Consider the following 22,022-nt stretch of genomic DNA (forward strand, 5'->3'; position numbering starts at 1 on the left):
GCACTGCGACTTCACTGAATGCTCAGAGCAAGGGCCGTGCCATTGGTTTTTTATTCTGAAAAAAGTCGCTCTGTTATTGTTTTATCGACTGTTTTGAGCCCATTTTCATTGAGCGTGCAACCGTCTAAACCGCGGAAGGTAAAACCGTATTTCTAAAAAGGCGCAACCATAAAGTGCCATCATTGCAACCGTGACACTGAAACACGTGCAACCTGCCTGTAACAGCATGCGTCACCGAAGTGCACACTGCTGGTGCGAGACTGCTACAAACCCGCACCACTACAGGCTAGTCGCTTCGCTGAAAACCGCAGCATTCAGCAACACTTTTCGACAATTAGATAACGATCCGCAAGCACTGGCCCGCGTGATACAGAGAGAAGCCTGCCTCGTACAAACAGCTGCGCAGCCCCACCCCGGCCAATGGTTGCATGGGTGCGAAGGGAATCGGCAAGGCCTGAGGATTTCCGTTACACAGGTAATCGGCGAAGGCTTTGCCGACTACGCTGCCAGTGGTCACGCCGCGGCCGTTATAGCCGGTGACTGCCACCAGGCCGGGCGCGGGTTCGAACAGGCGCATCAAATGATCAGGGGTAAAGGCAATACAACCGGTCCAGGTGTATTCCCATTCCACCGGTTTGAGGTACGGGAAGTAATGTTGCTGGACCCGGTCGGCCCAGGACTTCAAGAACCAGGCCGGCTTCTGAGTGCCATTACCCAAGCTGCCGAGCAGCAAGCGCCCATCGGCATCCCGACGAATGCTGCTCAGGACCTGACGGGTGTCCCAGGAGCCCTGGCCACCGGGGAGAATCTGTTGCGCAGCGTCTTCGGTCAGCGGCTTTGAAGCCACCTGATAGTAATAACCGGGAAAGAAGTTGCGCCGCAGTTCGGTCCACTCGCCTTCGGTATAGGCATTGGAAGCAATCACCACTTGTTCGGCCAGCACCGAACCCTGTGCCGTCTGCACCGACCAGCGCTGACCCTGACGTTCCAGCTGGGTGACCGGCGAATGGTCGAACAACTGACCGCCCAAACCCACAGCCGCCTTGGCCAGACCGCAGGTATAGGCCATCGGGTTCAAGGTGCCGGCACGCCGGTCGAGCAACGCGGCGGCGATCTTTTTGGTACCGGTTGCGGCTTCGCAGGCAGCCCCGGTCAACAACTCCACCGGGGCACCGCGACGCTTCCATTGTTCTTCCCGACTGCGCAGGTCGGCTTCGCCACGGCCGTTGTGAGCCATGTGCAAGGTGCCCTCGCGACGCAACTGGCAATCGATGTGGTATTTGTCGATCAGGCTGAACACCAAGGATGGCGCGGCGCCAAGCATCCGATTGAGCTGGCTGCCGACCGTTTTGCCGAAACCGGCTTCGATCTCGTCCGGGGGAATCCACATCCCGGCATTCACCAGTCCGACATTGCGTCCGGAGCCACCATGGCCCGTGCGATGGGCTTCGAGTACACAGACCCGTTTGCCTTGCTCAAGCAAATGAATCGCCGTCGATAGCCCAGTGATGCCGGCGCCGATCACGCAGACATCCACCGTCAGCCCGCCTTGAAGTACCGCGTTGTCAGGCCTTTGCGGCGTCAGTTTTTCCCACAGACATTCTTCGCGTAACGGCATTGCCAGACTCCAAAAATGAAACCTAACCAACCCTCATTGTGTAAGAGCCGCCAAAAAGATCGCAGCCTGCGGCAGCTCCTACGCCGACCGGGGGCACCTGCAAAACCGCAGCCGTGCGCAAATCCCCGTAGGAGCTGCCGCAGGCTGCGATCTTTTCAGGCGCACCGACATTCCATCAGTCGAACGTGATGCCCTGCGCCAACGGCAACTCCAACGAGTAGTTAACGGTATTGGTCTGGCGACGCATATAACCGCGCCATGCATCGGAACCGGACTCGCGACCGCCACCTGTTTCTTTCTCGCCACCAAAGGCGCCGCCGATTTCCGCACCGCTCGGGCCGATGTTGACGTTGGCGATCCCGCAGTCACTGCCCACCGCCGACATGAACTGCTCGGCCTCACGCACGTCCGTGGTGAAGATGCACGACGACAGGCCTTGTGGCACAGCGTTGTTCAGACGCAGTGCGTCGGCGAAATCCGTGTAACCCACCACGTACAGAATCGGCGCGAAGGTTTCAGTGCAGACCACATCGCTCTGCTCCGGCATCTCGACGATGGCCGGCGACACGTAATAGGCGTTGGGGAATTGGTCTTTCAGCTGACGCTTGCCGCCGAACACCCGGCCGCCTTCGCTCAGGGCCTGTTCCAGCGCGTCCTGCATGTTCTCGAAGCTGTGCTTGTCGATGAGTGGACCGACCAGATTGCCTTCCAGCGGATGACCGATGCGCACTTTGGAGTAAGCCGCTTTGAGGCGGGTGACGATCTCTTCCTTGACCGATTCATGAGCAATCAAGCGACGCAAGCTGGTGCAACGCTGACCGGCGGTACCGACCGCGCTGAACAGAATCGCCCGCACCGCCATGTCGAGGTCGGCGCTTGGGCCGAGGATCATCGCGTTGTTGCCGCCCAATTCAAGAATGCTGCGGGCGAAACGTGCGGCGATTTTCGGCGCCACTTCGCGGCCCATGCGGGTACTGCCCGTGGCGCTGATCAAGGCCACACGCGGATCGTCAACCAGGGCTTCACCGGCATCACGACCACCGATGATCACTTGGCTGAGGTACTGCGGCGCATCGCTGAAGTTCTTCAGCACGCGCTCGAACAGCGCCTGGCAGGCCAGTGCGGTCAGCGGGGTTTTCTCCGACGGTTTCCAGATCACTGCGTTGCCGCAGACCAGCGCCAGCGTAGTGTTCCAGGCCCAGACCGCGACCGGGAAGTTGAACGCACTGATCACCCCGACTACCCCCAGCGGATGCCAGGTTTCACGCATATGGTGACCAGGACGCTCGGAAGCGATGGTCAGACCGTACAGTTGACGAGACAGGCCGACGGCGAAGTCGCAAATGTCGATCATCTCCTGCACTTCACCCAGACCTTCCTGAGTAATCTTGCCGGCTTCCCAAGACACCAATTCGCCGAGGTCGGCCTTGTATTCGCGCAGAATATCGCCCAACTGGCGCACCAGCTCGCCACGACGCGGTGCCGGAACCTTGCGCCAGAGTTCGAACGCATGCTCTGCGCGACTGACCTGCTGCTCGACTTCGGCGGCGCCTTCCCAGTTCACGGCGGCAATACGACTGCCGTCAATCGGCGAGTGCACAGGCTGTTTACCGTTCTGGTACAGCGCCGGGTTCACACCAAGACGATCAAGCAATGCGGCAACCATGGGTCACTCCTCAAACATGAAAAACAGAAATTTCGTAGCCCGCAACCGCGACTATTCAGACCTCTAGTTGTAGCCGGCCCGAGACTTGTCAACAAACGACCTTTAGGCGAGATATCATTCCGTTTATTCATGCTGCGTCGGCATCGCAGCGCTGAGACAAGAACAAGGGATCACCCATGCTGAATAAACGCCACCTGCCATCGATCACCGCACTCCAGTGTTTCGAGGCGGTTACCCGTCACTTGAGCTTCACCCGCGCCGCCGAAGAGCTGAACCTGACCCAAAGCGCCGTCAGCAAACAGGTCGCGCAGCTTGAGGAATTGTTGCAGCACCTGCTGTTCCGTCGAGTTCGCCGACGCCTGCAGATGACCCCGGCCGGTGATCTGTACCTGGTCGAGGTGCGCAAAATCCTCACCCAGGTCGAGATGTCGACCCACTACTTGCGCTCCTACGGTGGCGAAACCGAAGTCCTGCGAGTCTCGACGCCGTCGACCTTCGGCGCACGCTGGCTGGTACCGCGGCTCAAGGGCTGGCGCCTGCGCCATCCGCATATCCACCTGGACCTGTGCAACGAACAGGAAGCCGACGACCTGCTGCAAGGGCGCAGCGATCTGGCGTTCTACTTCGGCCAGGGTTCGCGCCCCGGCACCGAGAGCCTGAAGTTGTTCGGCGAAGAGCTGGTGCCTGTGTGTGCCCCGGGCAGCTTGCCGCAGACGCCTTTCACCGATCCGACGCAACTCAGCGAACTGGTGCTGCTGCAAAATGCCTCCCGCCCGCAAGCCTGGCACGACTGGTTCGACAGCCAGGGCTACCAGACCGAGCACAGTTATCACGGTCCGCGTTTCGAAACCTTTTACATGTGCATCCGCGCCGCCCAGGTCGGTTGCGGCGTAGCGCTGTTACCGCGATTCCTGGTGGAAGAAGAACTGGCCGACGGCAAACTGGTGATCCCGTGGCAACACGCGATGCCCAGCAGCGACGCCTATTACCTGGCCTACCCGGAGCATTCGGCGGAAGTGCCCAAGGTGCGGGACTTTGTGAAGTGGATGCTGGAGCAGGTGGATGGCCCGGCGGTGCCTTGATCAAGAAATTTCTGGCGCCCCCTCCGTAGCAGCTGCCGAGCTTGCGAGGCTGCGTTCGGCTCGCGTAGCAGCTGCCGAGCTGGCGAGGCTGCGTTCGGCTGCGCAGCAGTCGTAAAATCAGCCACCGCGGTATTCCAGACAAACCGTGCATTCAGGATTTACGACTGCTGCGCAGCCGAACGCAGCCTCGCCGGGCTCGGCAGCTGCTACATGAGCCCGGACGCAGCCTTCGGCAGCTGCTACGGTTCGCATTGCGCCAGGCCCATAATCCAAAAAAACACTGGCAAAGCAGACCGCTGATATGCGCCACTAGCCCCTTCATTGAAACAGCTGAGATGTCGCGGCCCAAGCGGCGACCAGCCTGGAGATTCCCGTTATGAGCGAGAGTGTGTTTGCCGATCGCATCGTGCAGAACCTGCTCGACACCGACTTCTACAAGCTGACCATGATGCAGGCGGTGCTGCACAACTACCCCAACGTTGAAGTCGAATGGGAGTTCCGCTGCCGTAACAGTGAGGATTTGCGTCCGTATCTGGCGCAGATCCGCTTTCAGATCGAGCGCCTGGCCGACTTGAGCCTGAGCGCTGATCAATTGAGCTTTCTGGAACACATCAGCTTCCTGAAGCCGGATTTCCTGCGTTTTCTCGGCTTGTTCCGCTTCAATCTGCGCTACGTCCATACCGGCATTGAAAACGGCGAACTGTTCATCCGCCTGCGCGGTCCGTGGCTGCATATCATTCTCTTCGAAGTGCCGCTGCTGGCGATCGTCAGCGAAGTGCGCAACCGTTATCGCTACCGCGAAATTGTCATGGAGCAGGCCCGCGAGCAGCTCTATCGCAAGTTTGACTGGCTGACGGCCAACGCCAGCGCCGATGAACTGGCGCATCTGCAGGTCGCCGACTTCGGTACCCGTCGACGCTTCTCGTATCGGGTCCAGGAAGAAGTAGTCAACGTGCTCAAGCACGATTTCCCGGGGCGATTCGTCGGCACCAGCAATGTGCATCTGTCTCGTGAACTGGATATGAAGCCGCTGGGCACCATGGCCCATGAATGGATCATGGCCCACCAGCAACTCGGCCCACGGCTGGTCGATAGCCAGATCGCTGCGCTTGACTGCTGGGTCCGTGAATATCGCGGCCTGCTGGGTATCGCCCTGACCGACTGCATCACCACCGATGCCTTTCTCAGCGATTTCGATCTGTACTTCGCCAAGCTGTTCGACGGCCTGCGCCACGACTCCGGCGACCCGATCCTCTGGGCCGAAAAGGCCATCGCCCACTACCACAAGCTGGGCATCGAGCCGATGAGCAAGACCCTGGTGTTCTCCGACAGCCTGACGCTGCCTAAGTCCCTGGAGATTTTTCGGGCGCTGCGCGGTCGGATCAATGTCAGCTTCGGGATCGGCACCAACCTGACATGCGATATTCCCGGTGTCGAGCCGATGAGTATCGTGCTTAAAATGACCGCCTGCGATGGTGAACCCGTCGCCAAGATTTCCGATGAGCCGGGCAAGACCCATTGCACGGATCCGAATTTTGTCGCCTATTTACGCCACGTTTTCAAAGTACCTGCCGCCCTATCTGGCAAATCAAGCAAGGAGTGAATCATGCAAGCCGTACAGCGTGAGATTGCTGAACAGCTCAAGGTCCAACCGCCCTTTACCGATCAGGCCGCCCTTGAGGCGGAAATCGCCCGGCGGATCAGCTTTATCCAGGATTGCCTGCTGTACTCGGGGCTTAAAACCCTGGTGCTGGGCATCAGTGGTGGGGTCGACTCCCTGACCGCCGGCCTGCTGGCCCAGCGCGCCATGCGCGAGTTGCGCGATCGCACGGGTGACGCCGCCTACAAGTTCATCGCCGTGCGCTTGCCGTACGAGACCCAGTTCGATGAGCACGAGGCCCAGGCGTCAGTGGACTTCATCGCCCCGGACGAGCGCCACACCGTCAACATTGGCCCTGCGGTCAAATCGCTGGCCAATGAAGTCGCAGCCTTCGAAGGCAAGCATGCGGTATCGGTGGATTTCGTGTTGGGCAACACCAAGGCGCGGATGCGTATGGTTGCGCAGTACACCATTGCCGGCGCTGCGCAGGGCCTGGTGATCGGCACCGACCACGCGGCGGAAGCGGTGATGGGCTTCTTCACCAAGTTCGGCGACGGCGCCTGCGATCTGGCGCCGTTGAGCGGGCTGGTGAAGAATCAGGTTCGGGCCATCGCTCGGCATTTTGGTGCCCCGGAGTCGCTGGTGGAAAAAATCCCGACTGCCGACCTTGAAGATCTGTCCCCGGGCAAACCGGATGAAGCCTCCCACGGCGTGACCTATGCCGAGATTGATGCGTTCCTGCACGGCCAACCGGTGCGTGAAGAAGCTTTCAAGATCATCTGCGACACCTACAAGAAAACCCATCACAAGCGCGTGATGCCGTTCGCGCCGTAGCGAGCGGCCGGGAACAAACGACAAGGTTTAATCCTTGGAGAGCTGGTGATCAGCCATTACTCTGAATCGTCATTGACCACGGAGTAAGGCATGTCTTTAACGTCAGTTTGTGTATTTTGTGGTGCCAGTACTGGCACCAATCCGGCTTACCGTGAAGCGGCGATTGCCTTGGGGCAGGAACTGGCCAGGCGCAAGCTGACCCTGGTCTATGGCGGCGGCGCGGTCGGCTTGATGGGAATCGTCGCTGATGCCGCGCTGGCGGCGGGCGGCGAAGTGATCGGGATCATCCCCCAAAGCCTGAAGAGCTCGGAAATCGGCCATGAAGGCCTGACCCGCCTGGAAGTGGTCGATGGCATGCATGCGCGCAAGGCCCGCATGGCTGAGCTGAGCGACGCTTTTATCGCCCTGCCCGGTGGCTTGGGCACTCTGGAAGAACTGTTCGAAGTCTGGACCTGGGGCCAACTCGGCTACCACGGCAAACCGCTGGGTCTGTTGGAAGTGAATGACTTTTACCAGAAACTTACCGGTTTTCTTGATCATGTCGTCGGTGAAGGCTTCGTTCGCGACCACCACCGTGCCATGCTGCAAGTGAGCGAATCGCCGCAACTATTGCTCGATGCGCTGGATGCCTGGAAACCCTCGGTACCGCCAAAATGGGCCGGGCAAAAACCCAGCTAACCCTTGAGCCCTGTTTAAGGCAGAATACGCGCCGCTCAACCTCACCTTCGACCCCAGAGGATCGCCCATGGCTAAACCTAATTACTCGTTCGCCAAACGTCAGAGAGACTTGGCTAAAGAGCAGAAGAAAGAGGAAAAGCTTCAACGCAAGAAAGCTACAGCTGAAGAAGAAGCCGCCGCCCTGAACCCGGATGCTGAAGGTGAAGTGGTTGCCGATGATGTTGAAGCACCGAAAGATCAGGCGCCTGACGCCTGAGACCCTCCGGGCCGGATGATCTGATCAGGCCCACCGGATCTGTGTCCAGGGTCAGCAGTTATGCTGCTGGCCCTTGTGGCGAGGGGGCTTGCCCCCGTTGGGGCGCGCAGCGGCCCTGAAATCTGCAATCGCATTTTGTCAGGCATAACGCATTCACCGGTTTTGCGACTGCTGCGCAGTCGATCGCGGGCAAGCCACGCTCCCACAGGTATTGCACCATCCTTGTGGGAGGTGGCTTGCCCGCGAAGACGGCTGCACAGGCACCACTAGTCCCGGCCAACGTCATTCATCCAACGGCATCACCGTCACCCGCACCTCCGGATCATGACTCCCGCCCCCCAGAATCACCCCACGCAGTGGCGAAACATCGGAAAAGTCCCGGCCCCAGGCCAGGGTGATGTGTTCCAGCGCTGGCTGCACGTTATTGGTCGGGTCGAAATCGACCCAGCCCAGCACCGGGCAGAACACTGAAACCCAGGCATGGGATGCGTCAGCCCCGATTAGCCGCGGCTGGCCCGGTGGTGGCTGGGTCAGCAGATAGCCGCTGACATAACGTGCCGCCAGCCCACGAGAACGCAGGCAGGCGAGCATCAGGTGGGCAAAGTCCTGGCACACCCCGCGTCGACGCTCCAGCACCTCCACCAGTGGCGTGGCCACCTGGGTCGCCTCGGCATCGAAGGTAAACTCGCTGAAGATTTTCTCCATCAAGGCCTGGACCCCCAGCAACAACGGCCGACCGAGGGGAAAGCAACTCTCGGAGAACTCGACGAAGCTGCTCTTCAAGTGCACGTAAGGCGATTCGAAGCGATAGCGGCAGGCTTCCAGCAACGCCGAGGCAACCGGCTGGCGGCTGTAAGTCAGCGCGCTGCGGGTCATGTCCCAGGCCAGTGACTGTTTGAAATTCAGCGTGGGCCTGGCCAGTACTTCGACCCGGAGTCGGGCGTTGACCCGCAGTTCGTCGTGGGGCCGCTCGAAGGCCAGGCGGGTCAGCGGGTTACCAAACACATCCAGCTCATCGCGGCGCGAAGTCGGCTCCGGGCTGATCAGCAGTTGCTGCTCAGTGCAGCGCTGCCAGGCACAAGGCCGCGGCCACAGGTGCGCAAGCTGCTGGGCCAGCGACACCGGGCTGTCGTAGTGATAGTGGGTATCGTGAAGAATCTGGTACTGGGCGCTCATCAGACGGACACCGTTTGTTGGCTGACATCATCGACATGAGCGAAATGCCGTAGCGCCAGGCGGTCGGACACTTGCCCGCTGGCCTCGGCGACTTCCTGCAGCAGGTCCGCCAGGCCATCCAGGGCGGCGCGCACACCGGCCTCGCCGAACAGCGGATTCTCCAGGCATCGAAGATCGAAGCATGCCAGGCGTTCTACCAACCTGGGCAGGCCAACTTCGCGCGACACACCAAAATCATCGTTCAAGCGCTTGAGGGTGCGATTCACCAGTTTCAGCTGGAACAGCACCGCATGGGGGTTCTGCTCATCGAGCAGCAACAGATCGAGCACCGGAATCAACTGCGCCACCGCCAGGTAGCGCGAGCGGTAGGTGATGCTGCTGTTACCCAGCTCCAGCAACCATTCCAGCCCGGCCTGATCGAACGCCGCAGCGCCGCGCAAGAACGCCGCGAGGCTGCTGCCAAGGAACTGCAGCCGCTCCAGCCGCCGACCGATCATCAAGAAGCGCCAGCCTTCGTCGCGGGTCATGTCGTCCAGGGCAAACCCGGACAACGCCGCCAGCGACATTACCAGGCGGTTGAGAAAATCCAGCAGCTCGCCGAAGTCCGGCTCTGCGGTTTCCAGCTCCAGGGCTTCGCGTTGCAGTTCCACCAACGCCTGCCAATTCTCCCGCGAGAGTTTGCCGCGTACCTGGGAGGCCGCCCACTGCAAACGCTGCAGATTGGAACGCAGACTGAAGGACCAGTCGTCACCGAGCAACGCCGCCAGCAGCCGCTCAGGCAATTGCCCCTCCTGCGGCAGCAGCATCAGGCTCTCACCGAGATCGACCGCTGCCTGCAGCGCCTGCGGATCATCTCCATCGACATACCGCGCCAGCATGATTCGCAGCAGCCGGGCACTGTCGTCACAGCGCTCGCAATAACGGCCGAACCAGAACAGGTTTTCCACCACCCGCGAAGGCAGGTACGGATCGCGTCTTACCAGGTCCTGTACGCCGATGACCCGCCGGGCCTTCCATTGCTCGCCACTCGGCGCGCACTCGCCCAGCACCCAGGTGTCCTTGCTCGCGCCGCCGCGCTGCATCGATACCACCTCGGCGTCGGCTTCGGCCGCGACCCGGGTCAAGCCACCGGGCAGCACCCGATAGCCTTCGGCACTGGCCACCGCATAGACCCGCATGCCGATCGCTCGCGGTTGCAACTGACCGTCTTCGGCCTGCCAGATCGGCGCCTGGGACAACTGCGCCAACTCCTGCGCGACGTAGGCATAGGGCCGGGCCTGCATGCGCTCGGCCAAGGCCCGACGCTGTTCGTCATTCAGGTCACGCCCCAATACCGGGGCAAAACTCTGTGAGGGAAAGGCCGGTTTGATCAGCAGTTCCGGAAGCTTTTCCAGTGCCTGGGCCAGCACCGGCGCTTCACCGCACCACCAGGTGGCGATGGACGGCAGGAGCAGTTCTTCACCGAACAGGAATTGATTGATCCGCGGCAGAAACCCCAGCAACCCCGGCGACTCGAGCACCCCACTGCCCAAGGCATTGGCCACCAGCACCCGGCCTCGGCGCACCGCCTCGAGCAGACCCGGCACACCCAGGGCCGAGTCGGTGCGCAGCTCCAGCGGGTCGCAGAAATCGTCGTCGAGCCGGCGCATGATGGCGTGCACCCGACGCAGACCGCTCAGGGTCTTCAGGTAGACCGTGGCATCGCGCACGGTCAGATCTGCGCCCTCGACCAGTGGATAACCGAGCTGACGCGCCAGGTACAAATGCTCGAAGTAGCTCTCGTTGAAACGCCCCGGCGTCAGCAGCACCACCAACGGCGCTTCGTCATCACTCGGTGCCTGGCGGGCCAGGGTTTCCTGCAGGGTGCGGAAGAACCCGGCCAGGTGCTGCACTTTCAGATCGCGGTACAGCTCGGGAAAGGCGCGCGAAACGATGGTGCGGTTTTCCAGCGCATACCCGGCACCGGACGGCGCCTGAGTCCGGTCGGCGGTTACCCACCAGCGCCCGTCGGGAGTGCGCGCCAGGTCCACAGCGTACAGATGGAGGAAGGTCCCGTCAGGCGGCGCAATGCCCTGACAAGGCCAGAGGAAGTTGTTGTGACCGAATACCAGTTCGGCCGGCAGCAACCCTTCAGCGATCAATCGCTGCGGGCCATACAGATCCGCCAATAGCGCATTGAGCAAGCGTGCGCGCTGGGCAATCCCGGCGGTCAGCTGCTGCCACTCAGCGGCGGCAATCACATGGGGCAGCAAATCCAGCTCCCATGGACGATCGGCGCCCTTGGGGTCAGCGTAGACGTTGTAGGTCACGCCGTTTTCCTGAATCTGCCGGGCCAGCAGCGCCTGACGCTGAACCAGCTGCGCCGAGGTGCTGCGTTGCAATTGCTCGAACAGCCGACGCCAGTGCGGGCGTACCGCGCCGCTGGCGTCGAGCAATTCATGATAAGTGCCCGCCGTCAGCGGGTAGCGGTCAAGCAGATCAGGCATGGAGAGCTCGGCAGACAGCAAGTGAAAGGCAGATTAGCGCAGACGGCTGACGCCCGGATATGCGAAAAATCCGAGCGTCGTGTCTGATTTAGAAACGTCGCAAATCGAGTGTCATCGCCAGCTCGTCGTTGATCGTCAGGGTCGGCACCGCCAAGATCCCCGGGCTGTGGCCAAGGCGGAAGAAGCGCGCCATACGCCGACTCTCGGCTTCGTTGGCGTTCACCGGCAAGCTGTCGTAATTGCGCCCGCCCGGATGGGCAACATGGTACTGACAGCCACCCAGCGAGCGCTGCATCCAGGTATCGAGCAGGTCGAACACCAACGGTGCATGCACCGGGATGGTCGGTTGCAGGCAATTTGCCGGCTGCCAGGCGCGAAACCGCACGCCAGCGACAAATTCGCCGACCCGCCCGGTCGGTTGCAGCGGCACCGGGATGCCATTGCAGGTCAGCACATAGCGCTGTGGTGGCAGGCCGGTCAGCTTGACCTGCAAGCGCTCCAGGGACGAGTCGACATAGCGCACCGTGCCTCCGGCCGTGCCCTCTTCACCCAGGACATGCCAGGGTTCGAGGGCCTGGCGCAGTTCCAGCTCGATGCCACTGACAGCGTAATCACCAACCTTCGGAAAACGGAACTCCAGATGCGCGGCGAACCATTCAGCGCGCACGGCATAACCTGCGGCGTTCAGGTCGACGATCACGTCGGCGAAGTCCTGTTCGATAAAGTGCGGCAGCAGGAAGCGGTCATGCAGTTCGGTGCCCCAACGTGCCAGCTTGGCCGGCGCGTATGGCTCGCGCCAGAACCGCGCCACCAGCGCCCGCAACAGCAGTTGCTGGGCGAGACTCATGCGCGCATGAGGCGGCATTTCAAAGGCGCGCAGCTCCAGCAGCCCAAGGCGACCGGTCGCGCCATCGGGCGAATACAATTTGTCGATGCAGAACTCGGCGCGGTGGGTATTGCCGGTCACGTCGATCAGCAGATTGCGCAGCAAACGGTCCACCCGCCATGGCGGACACTCTTCCCCAGGATCGGGCATCTGCGCAAAGGCGATCTCCAGTTCATACAAGGCATCGTTGCGCGCTTCGTCCACCCGCGGCGCCTGGGAGGTCGGGCCGATGAATAATCCGGAGAACAGGTAGGACAGCGATGGGTGGTTATGCCAGTAACTGATCAGGCTGCGCAGCAAGTCCGGGCGACGCAGAAACGGCGAGTCGGCCGGTGTCGCGCCACCCAGTACGAAATGGTTACCGCCACCGGTGCCGGTGTGGCGGCCGTCGATCATGAATTTCTCGGTGGTCAGCCGCGTCTGTCGCGCCTCCTCGTAGAGAAACTCGGTGCGCTCCACCAGTTCGTCCCAGCTGGCGGACGGCTGCACATTGACCTCGATCACCCCCGGATCCGGGGTAATACGCAAGTTGCGCAGGCGCGGATCGCTCGGCGGTTCATAGCCTTCCAGCAATACCGGGCAATGCAGCTCCTCGGCGGTGGCTTCGATGGCGCTGACCAGCTCCAGATAGTCTTCAACCCGCTCCAGCGGTGGCATGAACAGATACAGTCGCCCTTCCCGCGCCTCGGCGCAAAAGGCGCTGCGGGTCAGCCAATCGGCGGACTCATCGAGTTGCGGCGTGCGCTCGACAGCCTCGGCGGGATCGCCGTGGGCCCGCAGCTGCGCGGTATCGGGTAACTCTGGCAAGTCCTGATTCGGATCGGTGGGATGCACGAACGGATATTCCGCCGCCGTCACCCAGGGCTGCGAAGCCAGCGGCAAGCGATAACCCAGCGGCGAATCGCCCGGCACCAGGCGGCAATGGTTCTCCCGCAAGTACCAGCGACCGCTCTGCCATTGATCGCCCTTGGCGGTACGCGCCAGCGGCAGGACCTGGCCGATGACCTTGTCCAGGCCCTGGCTGAAGACTTTATGCAGGCGCGCCCGTTCGAGTTCGTCGCCCAGACGTGAGTCTTCGGCACTGACGTTCAGCGGCAAGGCCCCTTCACGCCAGAGGTAATAGAAATTGTCTTCGTAGGCCGGAAACACAAAGCGTGTCGGCAGTTTCAAGCGCTCGGCCACACTCGCCAGAAAACGTCCGGCCAGTTCACCATCGGCGCCATAGTCTTGCTGTTCATCGGCAATCAGCGCGCTGTTGTGCCAGATCGGCACACCGTCGCGGCGCCAGTAGAGATTGAGCGACCAGCGTGGCAGTTGCTCACCGGGGTACCACTTGCCCTGGCCGAAATGCACCAGGCCCTTGGGCGCGTAGTGCTTGCGCATGCGCTGGAACAGCTCGGCGGACAGCTTGCGCTTGGCCGGGCCCAATGCGGCGGTGTTCCACTCGGCGCCATCCGGGTCGTCGATAGAGACGAAGGTCGGCTCGCCGCCCATGGTCAAGCGCACATCGCCTTCGAGCAGGTCGGCATCGATCTGCCGTCCCAGGGTCTGAATCGCCAGCCATTGGTCTTCGGTGTAGGGCTTGGTCACCCGCGGGGCTTCCCAAATCCTTTCCACCGACATTTCGTGGGTAAATTCACACTCGCAGGGTTCGACCAACCCACTGATCGGCGCCGCAGAAGACGGATCGGGGCTACAGGCCAACGGGATATGTCCTTCACCGGCAAACAGCCCGGAAGTGGCGTCCAGACCGATCCAGCCAGCACCGGGCAAGTACACCTCGCACCAGGCATGCAGGTCGGTGAAGTCCACCTCGGTGCCGGACGGCCCGTCGAGGGCTTTGACGTCGGCAGTCAGTTGAATCAGGTAACCGGAGACAAAACGCGCTGCCAGGCCGAGGTTGCGCAGCAGTTGCACCAGCAACCAGGCCGAGTCGCGACAGGAACCCGAGGCATTTTCCAGGGTGTGCTCGGGGGGCTGGACACCGGGTTCCATGCGGATCAGATAGCCGATGTCGTCGCTCAGGCGCTGATTCAGCGCCACCAGAAAATCGACGCTGGGCAGCGGCGTACGGTCGATGCCCTCGAGGTAGGCCTTGAACTTCGGCGTGAGCGCCAGCGTTTCCAGATACGGTGCCAGCTCGCGTTGTTCGTCAGCGGCGTAGGTGAAAGGAATCTTTTGCGCGTAGGGTTCAAGGAAGAAATCGAACGGATTGAACACGGCCATCTCGGCCAATAGATCGACCTCGATCCGTAGCTCATCGGTTTTTTCCGGGAACACCAGTCGCGCCAGGTAATTGCCCTGGGGATCTTGCTGCCAGTTGGTGAAATGCTGCTCGGGCAGAACCTTCAGCGCATAGGACAGAATCCGCGTGCGACTGTGGGCCGCCGGACGCAGGCGAACGATCTGCGGGCCGAGTTCGACCGCACGGTCGTAACGGTAATGGGTGACATGGTGCAATGCGACATGGATCGACACGGCGTGCCTCCTGCGAGCCTGGGCGTTTCGAAAGCGGCGCAAGACTTATGCCATTCAGGTAAGTCGGGGGCTTTCTTCCTTTGCCTGAGGCAGTACAGCACCAAAATCGGGCGACGCGGGATTTTGCTTTGGGAGGGTTGCACGCAAATGTGGCGAGCGCCCCTGAAAAGATCGCAGCCTTCGGCAGCTCCTACATTGATATGGCGTACACCCGTAGGAGCTGCCGCAGGCTGCGATCTTTTGATCTTTTGGCAAAATGCAAAACGCCAACCCGAAGGTTGGCGTTCTGTTCAGAGCAGGTGACGCTTAACGCGGCACAACCGGCTTGCGCTCAGGCTTCTTGCCTTTGCCCTTGGCGGCGTCCAAGCGCTCCTTGGCTGCCTGCTTGTTGCGGGCGAACGCCGCGGCCTTGGCTTGTTCACGCTTGTCCCATGGATTGCCGCCATCGCTGGCACGCGGTGGCAGGCCAGTGTGCTGGGTCAGGATCTTCGTAGTCTTTTCCTGGGCCACTTTATGGCTGCCGGCCGGCGTCGAGTTCTTGCGACGGGCGCTCTGATAGCTGTCGGTCGCCGGCTGATGCAGCGGGATCAACTGGTTCTTGCCCGGCCCGATCAGGTCGGCACGGCCCATGCGGGTCAATGCTTCACGCAGCATCGGCCAGCCTTTCGGGTCGTGGTAGCGCAAGAATGCCTTGTGCAGACGGCGCTGTTCCTCGCTCTTGACGATGGTCACGCTGTCGCTCTTGTAGCTGACCTTGCGCAGCGGGTTCTTGCCCGAGTGGTACATCGCGGTGGCGGTGGCCATCGGTGACGGGTAGAACGCTTGCACCTGGTCGGCGCGGAAGCCATTGCCCTTGAGCCAGAGGGCCAGGTTCATCATGTCTTCGTCGGTAGTGCCCGGATGCGCGGCGATGAAGTACGGAATCAGGTACTGCTCTTTGCCGGCTTCCTTGGTGTACTTCTCGAACATCCGCTTGAACTTGTCATAGCTGCCGATGCCCGGCTTCATCATCTGATTGAGCGGACCTTCCTCGGTGTGTTCCGGGGCGATCTTCAGGTAACCGCCGACGTGGTGGGTCACCAGTTCCTTGACGTACTCCGGCGACTCGACCGCGAGGTCGTAGCGCAGGCCGGAGGCAATCAGGATCTTCTTTATACCCGGGAGTGCACGGGCACTTCGATAGAGCTGGATCAGCGACGAGTGGTCGGTGTTCAGGTTCGGGCAGATGCCGGGGAATACGCACGAAGGCTTGCGGCATGCGGATTCGATTTCCGGGGTCTTGCAGGCGATGCGGTACATGTTCGCGGTCGGGCCGCCGAGGTCGGAAATGACCCCGGTAAAGCCTGGGACCTTGTCGCGGATCTCTTCGATTTCGCGAATGATCGACTCTTCGGAGCGGTTCTGGATGATTCGCCCTTCGTGCTCGGTGATCGAGCAGAAAGTACAGCCACCAAAGCAGCCACGCATGATGTTGATCGAGAAGCGGATCATCTCGTAGGCAGGAATCTTTTCCTTACCGTACACCGGGTGCGGAACCCGCGTGTAAGGCATGCCGAACACGTAGTCCATTTCTTCGGTGGTCATCGGGATGGGTGGCGGGTTGAACCAGACGTCCACCTCGCCGTGTTTCTGCACCAGCGCACGGGCGTTGCCCGGGTTGGTTTCCAGGTGCAGCACCCGGTTGGCGTGCGCGTAAAGCACGGAGTCACCACGGACTTTTTCCGCCGATGGCAGACGAATCACGGTCTTGTCGCGGGTCATCCGCGGGCTCGCCAGGATTTGCACGACCTTGGCTTCCAGCGGATCTTCGACCGGCCCCTTCTCCTGCTCGATGGCGCAGGCCTGGGTGTCTTGCGTATTGACGTACGGGTTGATGATCTTGTCGATCTTGCCCGGACGGTCGATGCGCGTGGAGTCGATCTCGTACCAGTCTTTCGGCGTGTCACGACGAATGAACGCGGTGCCGCGAACATCGGTGATGTCTTCGATCTTGTGACCGTAGGACAGACGCTGGGCGACTTCGACGATCGCGCGCTCGGCGTTGCCGTAGAGCAGGATGTCGGCGCAGGCGTCGATCAGGATCGAGTTGCGGACCCGGTCCTGCCAGTAATCGTAGTGGGCGATACGGCGCAGCGAAGCCTCGATGCCACCGAGGACGATCGGCACATTCTTGTAGGCTTCCTTGCAGCGCTGGCTGTAGACCAGGCTCGCGCGATCCGGACGTTTGCCAGCCATGCCACCGGGGGTGTAGGCGTCATCGGAACGGATTTTCTTGTCGGCGGTGTAGCGGTTGATCATCGAATCCATGTTGCCGGCCGCGACGCCGAAGAACAGGTTCGGTTCGCCGAGCTTCATGAAGTCGTCTTTGGACTGCCAGTTCGGCTGCGCGATGATACCGACACGGAAACCCTGGGCTTCCAGCAGCCGGCCAATGATCGCCATGCCGAACGATGGATGGTCGACGTAGGCATCACCGGTGACGATGATGATGTCGCAGGAATCCCAGCCAAGCTGATCCATCTCCTCCCTGCTCATCGGCAGGAATGGCGCTGGACCGAAACATTCGGCCCAGTACTTGGGATAGTCAAATAACGGCTTGGCTGTTTGCATGACGATGACCGGTGTTGGTGTAAATAAGGACGCGTTTATTCACTGAGAATTTCGCGGTCGCGGAATATAGCACAAAATTTGACCAATTCCGACGGTAATGGTCGGCTTTTACCATCAGGTCTGTCACCCCCCCGCCCGGCCACTCGTTCATCCTCGACCAGCCTCTGACCATGGCGGTTGCGCAGGGTCACTGCAGAACCACAGGGTGTGGTTCAGGAATTAATTCAAGAAACAAGTTGTGAAGTATTTGGAGTTTGACCGGGTTGCAAGGAGGTAATCAATTTGAAAAGGTAGAACATGCCGAGACTTGGTTCTATCTGCATACATTAAAGGAGCAACACATGTTCAGGAAATGTTTTTTAACGATTGGTTTAATAGCTGTTTCACTATGTAACAGTGCCATGGCTCAATCACCCGATCCTTTGCATATAGTCGGCAATTATAAATGTACAGGTTACGACAGCCATGACGGTTACTTCGAAGGTGATCTGACATTCACTCTTGATGAGGCAGCCAGCCATTTCGAGCAAAGCTTTGGTGCCTACCGATTCAAGCTACGAGTTGAGCTTGATGGAGCACCCGCTACCTACTCCGGCATCGCGGCGGCACAAGGTCAATCGCTATCCATGTATTTTGCCAATGACAGCCAGGAGGCTCCGACTGATCGCGGGGTTGGCATGGCATTAATTACCCATGATCAAGACACCAACGGAAAATACACAACTACCTTGCACAAATCTTATTATTTGCCCGACTACGAACGTAATGCCAAAGATGGCCGTGGTGCCGGTGGGCGCGGGACAGAAACTTGCGTTAAACAATAAACAGTCAATAAACACATCGCTGCCAGCCGATAAACATTCGTGCCGGCAGCGTCATGGACTTTATTCGTCGTCGAAATTATAACTACCCGGCGCAAGGTTTTCGAAGCGGGTGTACTTACCGATGAACGCCAGGCGAGTAGTGCCGATCGGACCGTTCCGCTGCTTGCCGATGATGATCTCGGCAATGCCTTTGTGCTCGGTTTCCGGGTGATACACCTCGTCCCGGTAGACGAACATGATCACGTCGGCATCCTGCTCGATCGCTCCGGATTCCCGCAAGTCGGAGTTGATCGGGCGCTTGTTCGGACGCTGCTCCAGGGACCGGTTGAGCTGCGACAGCGCCACCACCGGGCAGTTGAATTCCTTGGCCAGGGCTTTCAGCGAGCGGGAGATCTCGGAAATCTCGTTGGTCCGGTTATCGCCGCCGGAGCCGGGGATCTGCATCAATTGCAGGTAGTCGATCATGATCAGGCCAACCTCGCCATGCTCACGCACCAGTCGACGGGTTCGCGCGCGCATCTCCGACGGGCTGATGCCGGCGGTGTCATCGATGAACAGCTTGCGATCGTTGAGCAGATTGACCGCCGAGGTCAGGCGCGGCCAGTCATCGTCTTCAAGGCGACCGGCACGGACCTTGGTCTGATCAATCCGACCCAGCGATGACAACATACGCATGATCAGCGATTCGCCTGGCATCTCCAGCGAGTAGACCAATACCGCCTTTTCGCTGCGCAGTACGGCATTCTCCACCAGGTTCATGGCAAAGGTGGTCTTACCCATGGACGGACGACCAGCGACGATGATCAAGTCCGATGGCTGCAGGCCGCTGGTCATCCCGTCGAGATCGGTGTAACCGGTGGACAGCCCGGTAATTGCGTTGTCGGTGTTGAACAGCGTGTCGATACGGTCGATGGCCTTGGTCAACAGGTCGTTGACGCTGACCGGACCACCGGTTTTCGGCCGTGCTTCGGCGATCTGGAAGATCTGCCGTTCGGCTTCGTCAAGAATCTCGGCGGCGGAGCGGCCTTCCGGATTGAAGGCGCTGTCGGCGATTTCGGTGCTGATGCCAATCAGTTGCCGCAAGGTCGCTCGCTCGCGAACGATCTGCGCATAGGCCTTGATGTTGGCGACCGACGGCGTGTTTTTTGCCAGTTCGCCCAGATAACCGAGGCCACCGACTTGCGAGGTCTGGCCTTCCTTGTCCAATTGCTCGGCAAGGGTCACGACATCGATCGGCGAGTTCTGATCGGCCAGTTTGGCGATCGCACGGAAGATCAGGCGGTGGTCATGCCGATAAAAATCACCGTCGGAGACTTGATCGAGCACGCGTTCCCAGGCGTTGTTGTCCAGCATCAGACCACCGAGCACGGCCTGTTCGGCCTCGATGGAATGCGGCGGCACTTTCAGGGCAGCGGTTTGCAGATCGTATTGCTCAGGAGCGGAGATATCGTTCATGGCCACTTGAAATCAGGGTCTAAAAATCAGGATCAGCAGAAAGACAAAGGGCACGACCTGTAAACAGGATCGTGCCCGATGTTACCGGCAAGCACCCGAGGGTGCCAACCGACAAGTGCTGCTTAAGCTGCTACCACGACAACGCGTACGGTGGCTTCAACTTCGGCGTGCAAGTGCACGGCTACGTCGAATTCGCCTACGTTGCGGATAGTGCCGTTCGGCAGACGAACTTCGCTTTTTGCAACTTCAACGCCAGAGGCGGTCAGTGCATCAGCGATGTCGTGGGTACCGATCGAACCGAACAGCTTGCCTTCGTCACCGGCGGTGGCAGTGATAGTCACTTCCAGCTCAGCCAGTTGGGCAGCGCGGTTTTCAGCCGAAGTTTTACGATCTGCTGCGGCTTTTTCCAGGTCAGCGCGACGCTCTTCGAACGCAGCCAGGTTGGCAGCGGTCGCAGCGGTTGCTTTGCCGTAAGGCAGCAGGTAGTTACGACCGTAACCAGCCTTAACGTTCACTTTGTCACCCAGGTTGCCCAGGTTGGTGACTTTTTCCAGAAGGATCAGTTGCATGTGAAAATCCTCTTAACTTTTAACCTTCACCGTTCGCGTTATCGGCGTCTTTCGGCGCAGAACGACCGCGAAAATCAATCAGGCTGTCGACAATGGCCAACACCACGAGTAACGGATAGAGCAGCTGCATAAACAGCAACAGCGTGACGTACAACCCCACCAGCCAGAATCTGGCCAGTCGCTTTTCAGCCACCAGCCCGTGAATCAGGGCCAGCCCGGCGAATACCAGCGGTACGCTGCACAACGGCGTCAACATGGCCATCTGCGAACCGAAATTCGGTCCCAGAAGCATGCACGCCAGCAGCAACATCGCCGGCCCCAGCGGGATTCGGATGGTGCGAAACTCGCGACCAAAACCACCCGGGTTGTACAACAACGCCTGCCAGTAACGCCCAACAATCAGGCTCAGCACACTGACGATCTGCAACAAGGCCGCGATCAGGCCGGTCAGGATCGGTGCAATCAGTGCAGCCAGACGCGCTCGTTCTTCTACCGAAAACTGCTGGTAGAGATCACCGAGCGCCAGCGGCAGGATTTTTACCAACTCCTGCGCCAGGCTTTCGATCTGAGGGCGGTAAACCGCACCCAGCACCACTGAAAACACCCACCCCATCGCTATGCTGACCAGCAGCACGCGGTTCCAGGATTCACTTGCGCGCAAAACCAACGCAAGGCCCGATGACCCGAGCAACACCATAAGTGCGCGTGGGTCGTCGGAATAAAGCCACCAGATCAACGCCGGCAGCATTCCCAGAGCAAGGACGCCAAGGGCGTCCTTCAATCCGCGCCGCAGGAGCACGAAGCTTCCCGCGGCAGCACCCAACCAATACAGCATCGGCAATGCGGCACATCCAGCCACTACCAGAGTGGCCTGCATACGACCGCGCATGATGAACTCAGCTAAGGCGCGCATGCATTCAATCCCTTACTACGTGTCGACTGCCCGGTCTCAGCGGCCGTGGCTGTCGGTGTAGGCCAGCAGGGCCAGGAAGCGGGCGCGCTTGATAGCGGTGGCCAGCTGACGCTGATAACGAGCTTTGGTACCGGTGATGCGGCTTGGAACGATTTTGCCGGTCTCGGATACATATGCTTTCAGGGTGTTGAGATCTTTGTAATCGATCTCTTTCACGTCTTCAGCGGTGAAGCGGCAGAATTTACGACGACGGAAGAAACGTGCCATGTAATTGGCTCCTCAAAAGGTCCGTGGATTACTCGTCAGCGTTATCGCTGGCGTCGCTGTTATCGCTGTCATCGCCATCGGCGCTGTCAGAATGCTCAGGACGGTCACGACGCTCACGGCGCTCACTGCGGTTTTCTTCAGCCTTGAGCATCTCGGATTGGCCGGTAACGGCTTCTTCGCGACGGATGACCAGGTTACGGATCACTGCATCGTTGTAACGGAAGTTGTCTTCCAGCTCAGCCAGGGCTTTGCCGGTGCACTCAACGTTCAGCATCACGTAGTGAGCCTTGTGAACATTGTTGATTGCGTAGGCCAGTTGACGACGGCCCCAATCTTCCAGACGGTGGATTTTGCCGCCGTCTTCTTCGATCAGCTTGGTGTAACGCTCTACCATGCCGCCGACTTGCTCGCTTTGATCCGGGTGGACCAAAAAGATGATTTCGTAATGACGCATGAATGCTCCTTACGGGTTGTAGCCTGCCGCTCAAAAGCGGTCAGACAAGGAGTGAATGACACTTGTGTGTCTTGCCGGAGGGAGGCACATGCGTGCCTGCCATGAAGGCAAGGGGCGCAATTGTAGAGAAGGGGCGAGAGCGACGCAAGGTGATTGGTGATTATTTGAAC

General features: G+C 60.1%; 17 protein-coding genes. 6 read left to right on the top strand and 11 right to left on the bottom strand.

Going from position 1 to position 22,022, the window contains the following annotated elements; genetic code table 11:
* Positions 1-334: 334 nt before the first annotated feature.
* Positions 335-1,618, bottom strand: a complete 1,284-nt coding sequence (locus F8N21_RS01485) for an NAD(P)/FAD-dependent oxidoreductase (protein ID WP_150640419.1) — start codon at positions 1,616-1,618, stop codon at positions 335-337.
* Positions 1,619-1,793: 175 nt separating this feature from the next.
* Positions 1,794-3,284: an aldehyde dehydrogenase family protein gene (locus F8N21_RS01490; protein ID WP_150640420.1), complete on the bottom strand. Its 1,491-nt coding sequence runs from the start codon at positions 3,282-3,284 to the stop codon at positions 1,794-1,796.
* 176 nt (positions 3,285-3,460) lie between these two features.
* Here F8N21_RS01490 and F8N21_RS01495 point away from each other — a divergent pair, with 176 nt between their 5' ends.
* The 5 genes from F8N21_RS01495 (at position 3,461) to F8N21_RS01515 (ending at position 7,734) form a co-directional block, all read left to right on the top strand.
* Positions 3,461-4,366: a LysR family transcriptional regulator gene (locus tag F8N21_RS01495; RefSeq protein ID WP_150640421.1), complete on the top strand. Its 906-nt coding sequence runs from the start codon at positions 3,461-3,463 to the stop codon at positions 4,364-4,366.
* Positions 4,367-4,742: 376 nt separating this feature from the next.
* Complete coding sequence (gene pncB, locus F8N21_RS01500; RefSeq protein ID WP_150640422.1) at positions 4,743-5,969, top strand: nicotinate phosphoribosyltransferase; 1,227 nt, start codon at positions 4,743-4,745, stop codon at positions 5,967-5,969.
* A 3-nt stretch (positions 5,970-5,972) separates the two neighbouring features.
* Complete coding sequence (gene nadE / locus F8N21_RS01505) at positions 5,973-6,800, top strand: ammonia-dependent NAD(+) synthetase (protein WP_150640423.1); 828 nt, start codon at positions 5,973-5,975, stop codon at positions 6,798-6,800.
* 90 nt (positions 6,801-6,890) lie between these two features.
* Positions 6,891-7,478 carry a TIGR00730 family Rossman fold protein gene (locus tag F8N21_RS01510; protein ID WP_150640424.1) on the top strand — a complete coding sequence of 196 codons (588 nt, stop codon included), beginning with the start codon at positions 6,891-6,893 and terminating at the stop codon, positions 7,476-7,478.
* A 67-nt stretch (positions 7,479-7,545) separates the two neighbouring features.
* On the top strand, positions 7,546-7,734 hold the full coding sequence (locus F8N21_RS01515; protein ID WP_150640425.1) for a hypothetical protein: 189 nt from the start codon (positions 7,546-7,548) through the stop codon (positions 7,732-7,734).
* A gap of 282 nt (positions 7,735-8,016) precedes the next feature.
* Here F8N21_RS01515 and F8N21_RS01520 read toward each other — a convergent pair whose 3' ends face one another.
* The 4 genes from F8N21_RS01520 to F8N21_RS01535 form a co-directional block, all read right to left on the bottom strand.
* The gene (locus F8N21_RS01520; protein ID WP_150640426.1) at positions 8,017-8,910 is read right to left on the bottom strand and encodes a transglutaminase family protein; all 894 of its coding nucleotides are present in this window, start codon (positions 8,908-8,910) and stop codon (positions 8,017-8,019) included.
* Positions 8,910-11,396, bottom strand: coding sequence for a circularly permuted type 2 ATP-grasp protein (locus F8N21_RS01525; protein ID WP_150640427.1), 2,487 nt, complete (start codon positions 11,394-11,396; stop codon positions 8,910-8,912). Before F8N21_RS01525 ends, F8N21_RS01520 begins: the two co-directional genes overlap by 1 nt.
* A gap of 88 nt (positions 11,397-11,484) precedes the next feature.
* Positions 11,485-14,760: a DUF2126 domain-containing protein gene (locus tag F8N21_RS01530; protein ID WP_150640428.1), complete on the bottom strand. Its 3,276-nt coding sequence runs from the start codon at positions 14,758-14,760 to the stop codon at positions 11,485-11,487.
* A 306-nt stretch (positions 14,761-15,066) separates the two neighbouring features.
* Complete coding sequence (locus F8N21_RS01535; protein WP_150640429.1) at positions 15,067-17,370, bottom strand: YgiQ family radical SAM protein; 2,304 nt, start codon at positions 17,368-17,370, stop codon at positions 15,067-15,069.
* A 341-nt stretch (positions 17,371-17,711) separates the two neighbouring features.
* Here F8N21_RS01535 and F8N21_RS01540 point away from each other — a divergent pair, with 341 nt between their 5' ends.
* Positions 17,712-18,194 carry a hypothetical protein gene (locus F8N21_RS01540; RefSeq protein WP_150640430.1) on the top strand — a complete coding sequence of 161 codons (483 nt, stop codon included), beginning with the start codon at positions 17,712-17,714 and terminating at the stop codon, positions 18,192-18,194.
* A gap of 60 nt (positions 18,195-18,254) precedes the next feature.
* Here F8N21_RS01540 and dnaB read toward each other — a convergent pair whose 3' ends face one another.
* The 5 genes from dnaB to rpsF form a co-directional block, all read right to left on the bottom strand.
* Positions 18,255-19,649: a replicative DNA helicase gene (dnaB, locus tag F8N21_RS01545; protein ID WP_150640431.1), complete on the bottom strand. Its 1,395-nt coding sequence runs from the start codon at positions 19,647-19,649 to the stop codon at positions 18,255-18,257.
* Positions 19,650-19,771: 122 nt separating this feature from the next.
* Positions 19,772-20,218 (bottom strand): 50S ribosomal protein L9, encoded by a 447-nt coding sequence (rplI, locus tag F8N21_RS01550; protein ID WP_150640432.1) that lies wholly within the window; start codon positions 20,216-20,218, stop codon positions 19,772-19,774.
* 19 nt (positions 20,219-20,237) lie between these two features.
* The gene (locus F8N21_RS01555) at positions 20,238-21,131 is read right to left on the bottom strand and encodes a hypothetical protein (protein ID WP_150640433.1); all 894 of its coding nucleotides are present in this window, start codon (positions 21,129-21,131) and stop codon (positions 20,238-20,240) included.
* A gap of 36 nt (positions 21,132-21,167) precedes the next feature.
* Complete coding sequence (gene rpsR, locus F8N21_RS01560; RefSeq protein ID WP_002551829.1) at positions 21,168-21,398, bottom strand: 30S ribosomal protein S18; 231 nt, start codon at positions 21,396-21,398, stop codon at positions 21,168-21,170.
* A gap of 28 nt (positions 21,399-21,426) precedes the next feature.
* A complete protein-coding gene (rpsF, locus tag F8N21_RS01565) occupies positions 21,427-21,852 on the bottom strand; it encodes a 30S ribosomal protein S6 (protein WP_020299424.1) in 426 nt (141 codons plus the stop codon).
* Positions 21,853-22,022: the final 170 nt, after the last annotated feature.

The sequence above is a fragment of the Pseudomonas fluorescens genome, from assembly GCF_902497895.1.
Classification (GTDB): domain Bacteria; phylum Pseudomonadota; class Gammaproteobacteria; order Pseudomonadales; family Pseudomonadaceae; genus Aquipseudomonas; species Aquipseudomonas fluorescens_BP.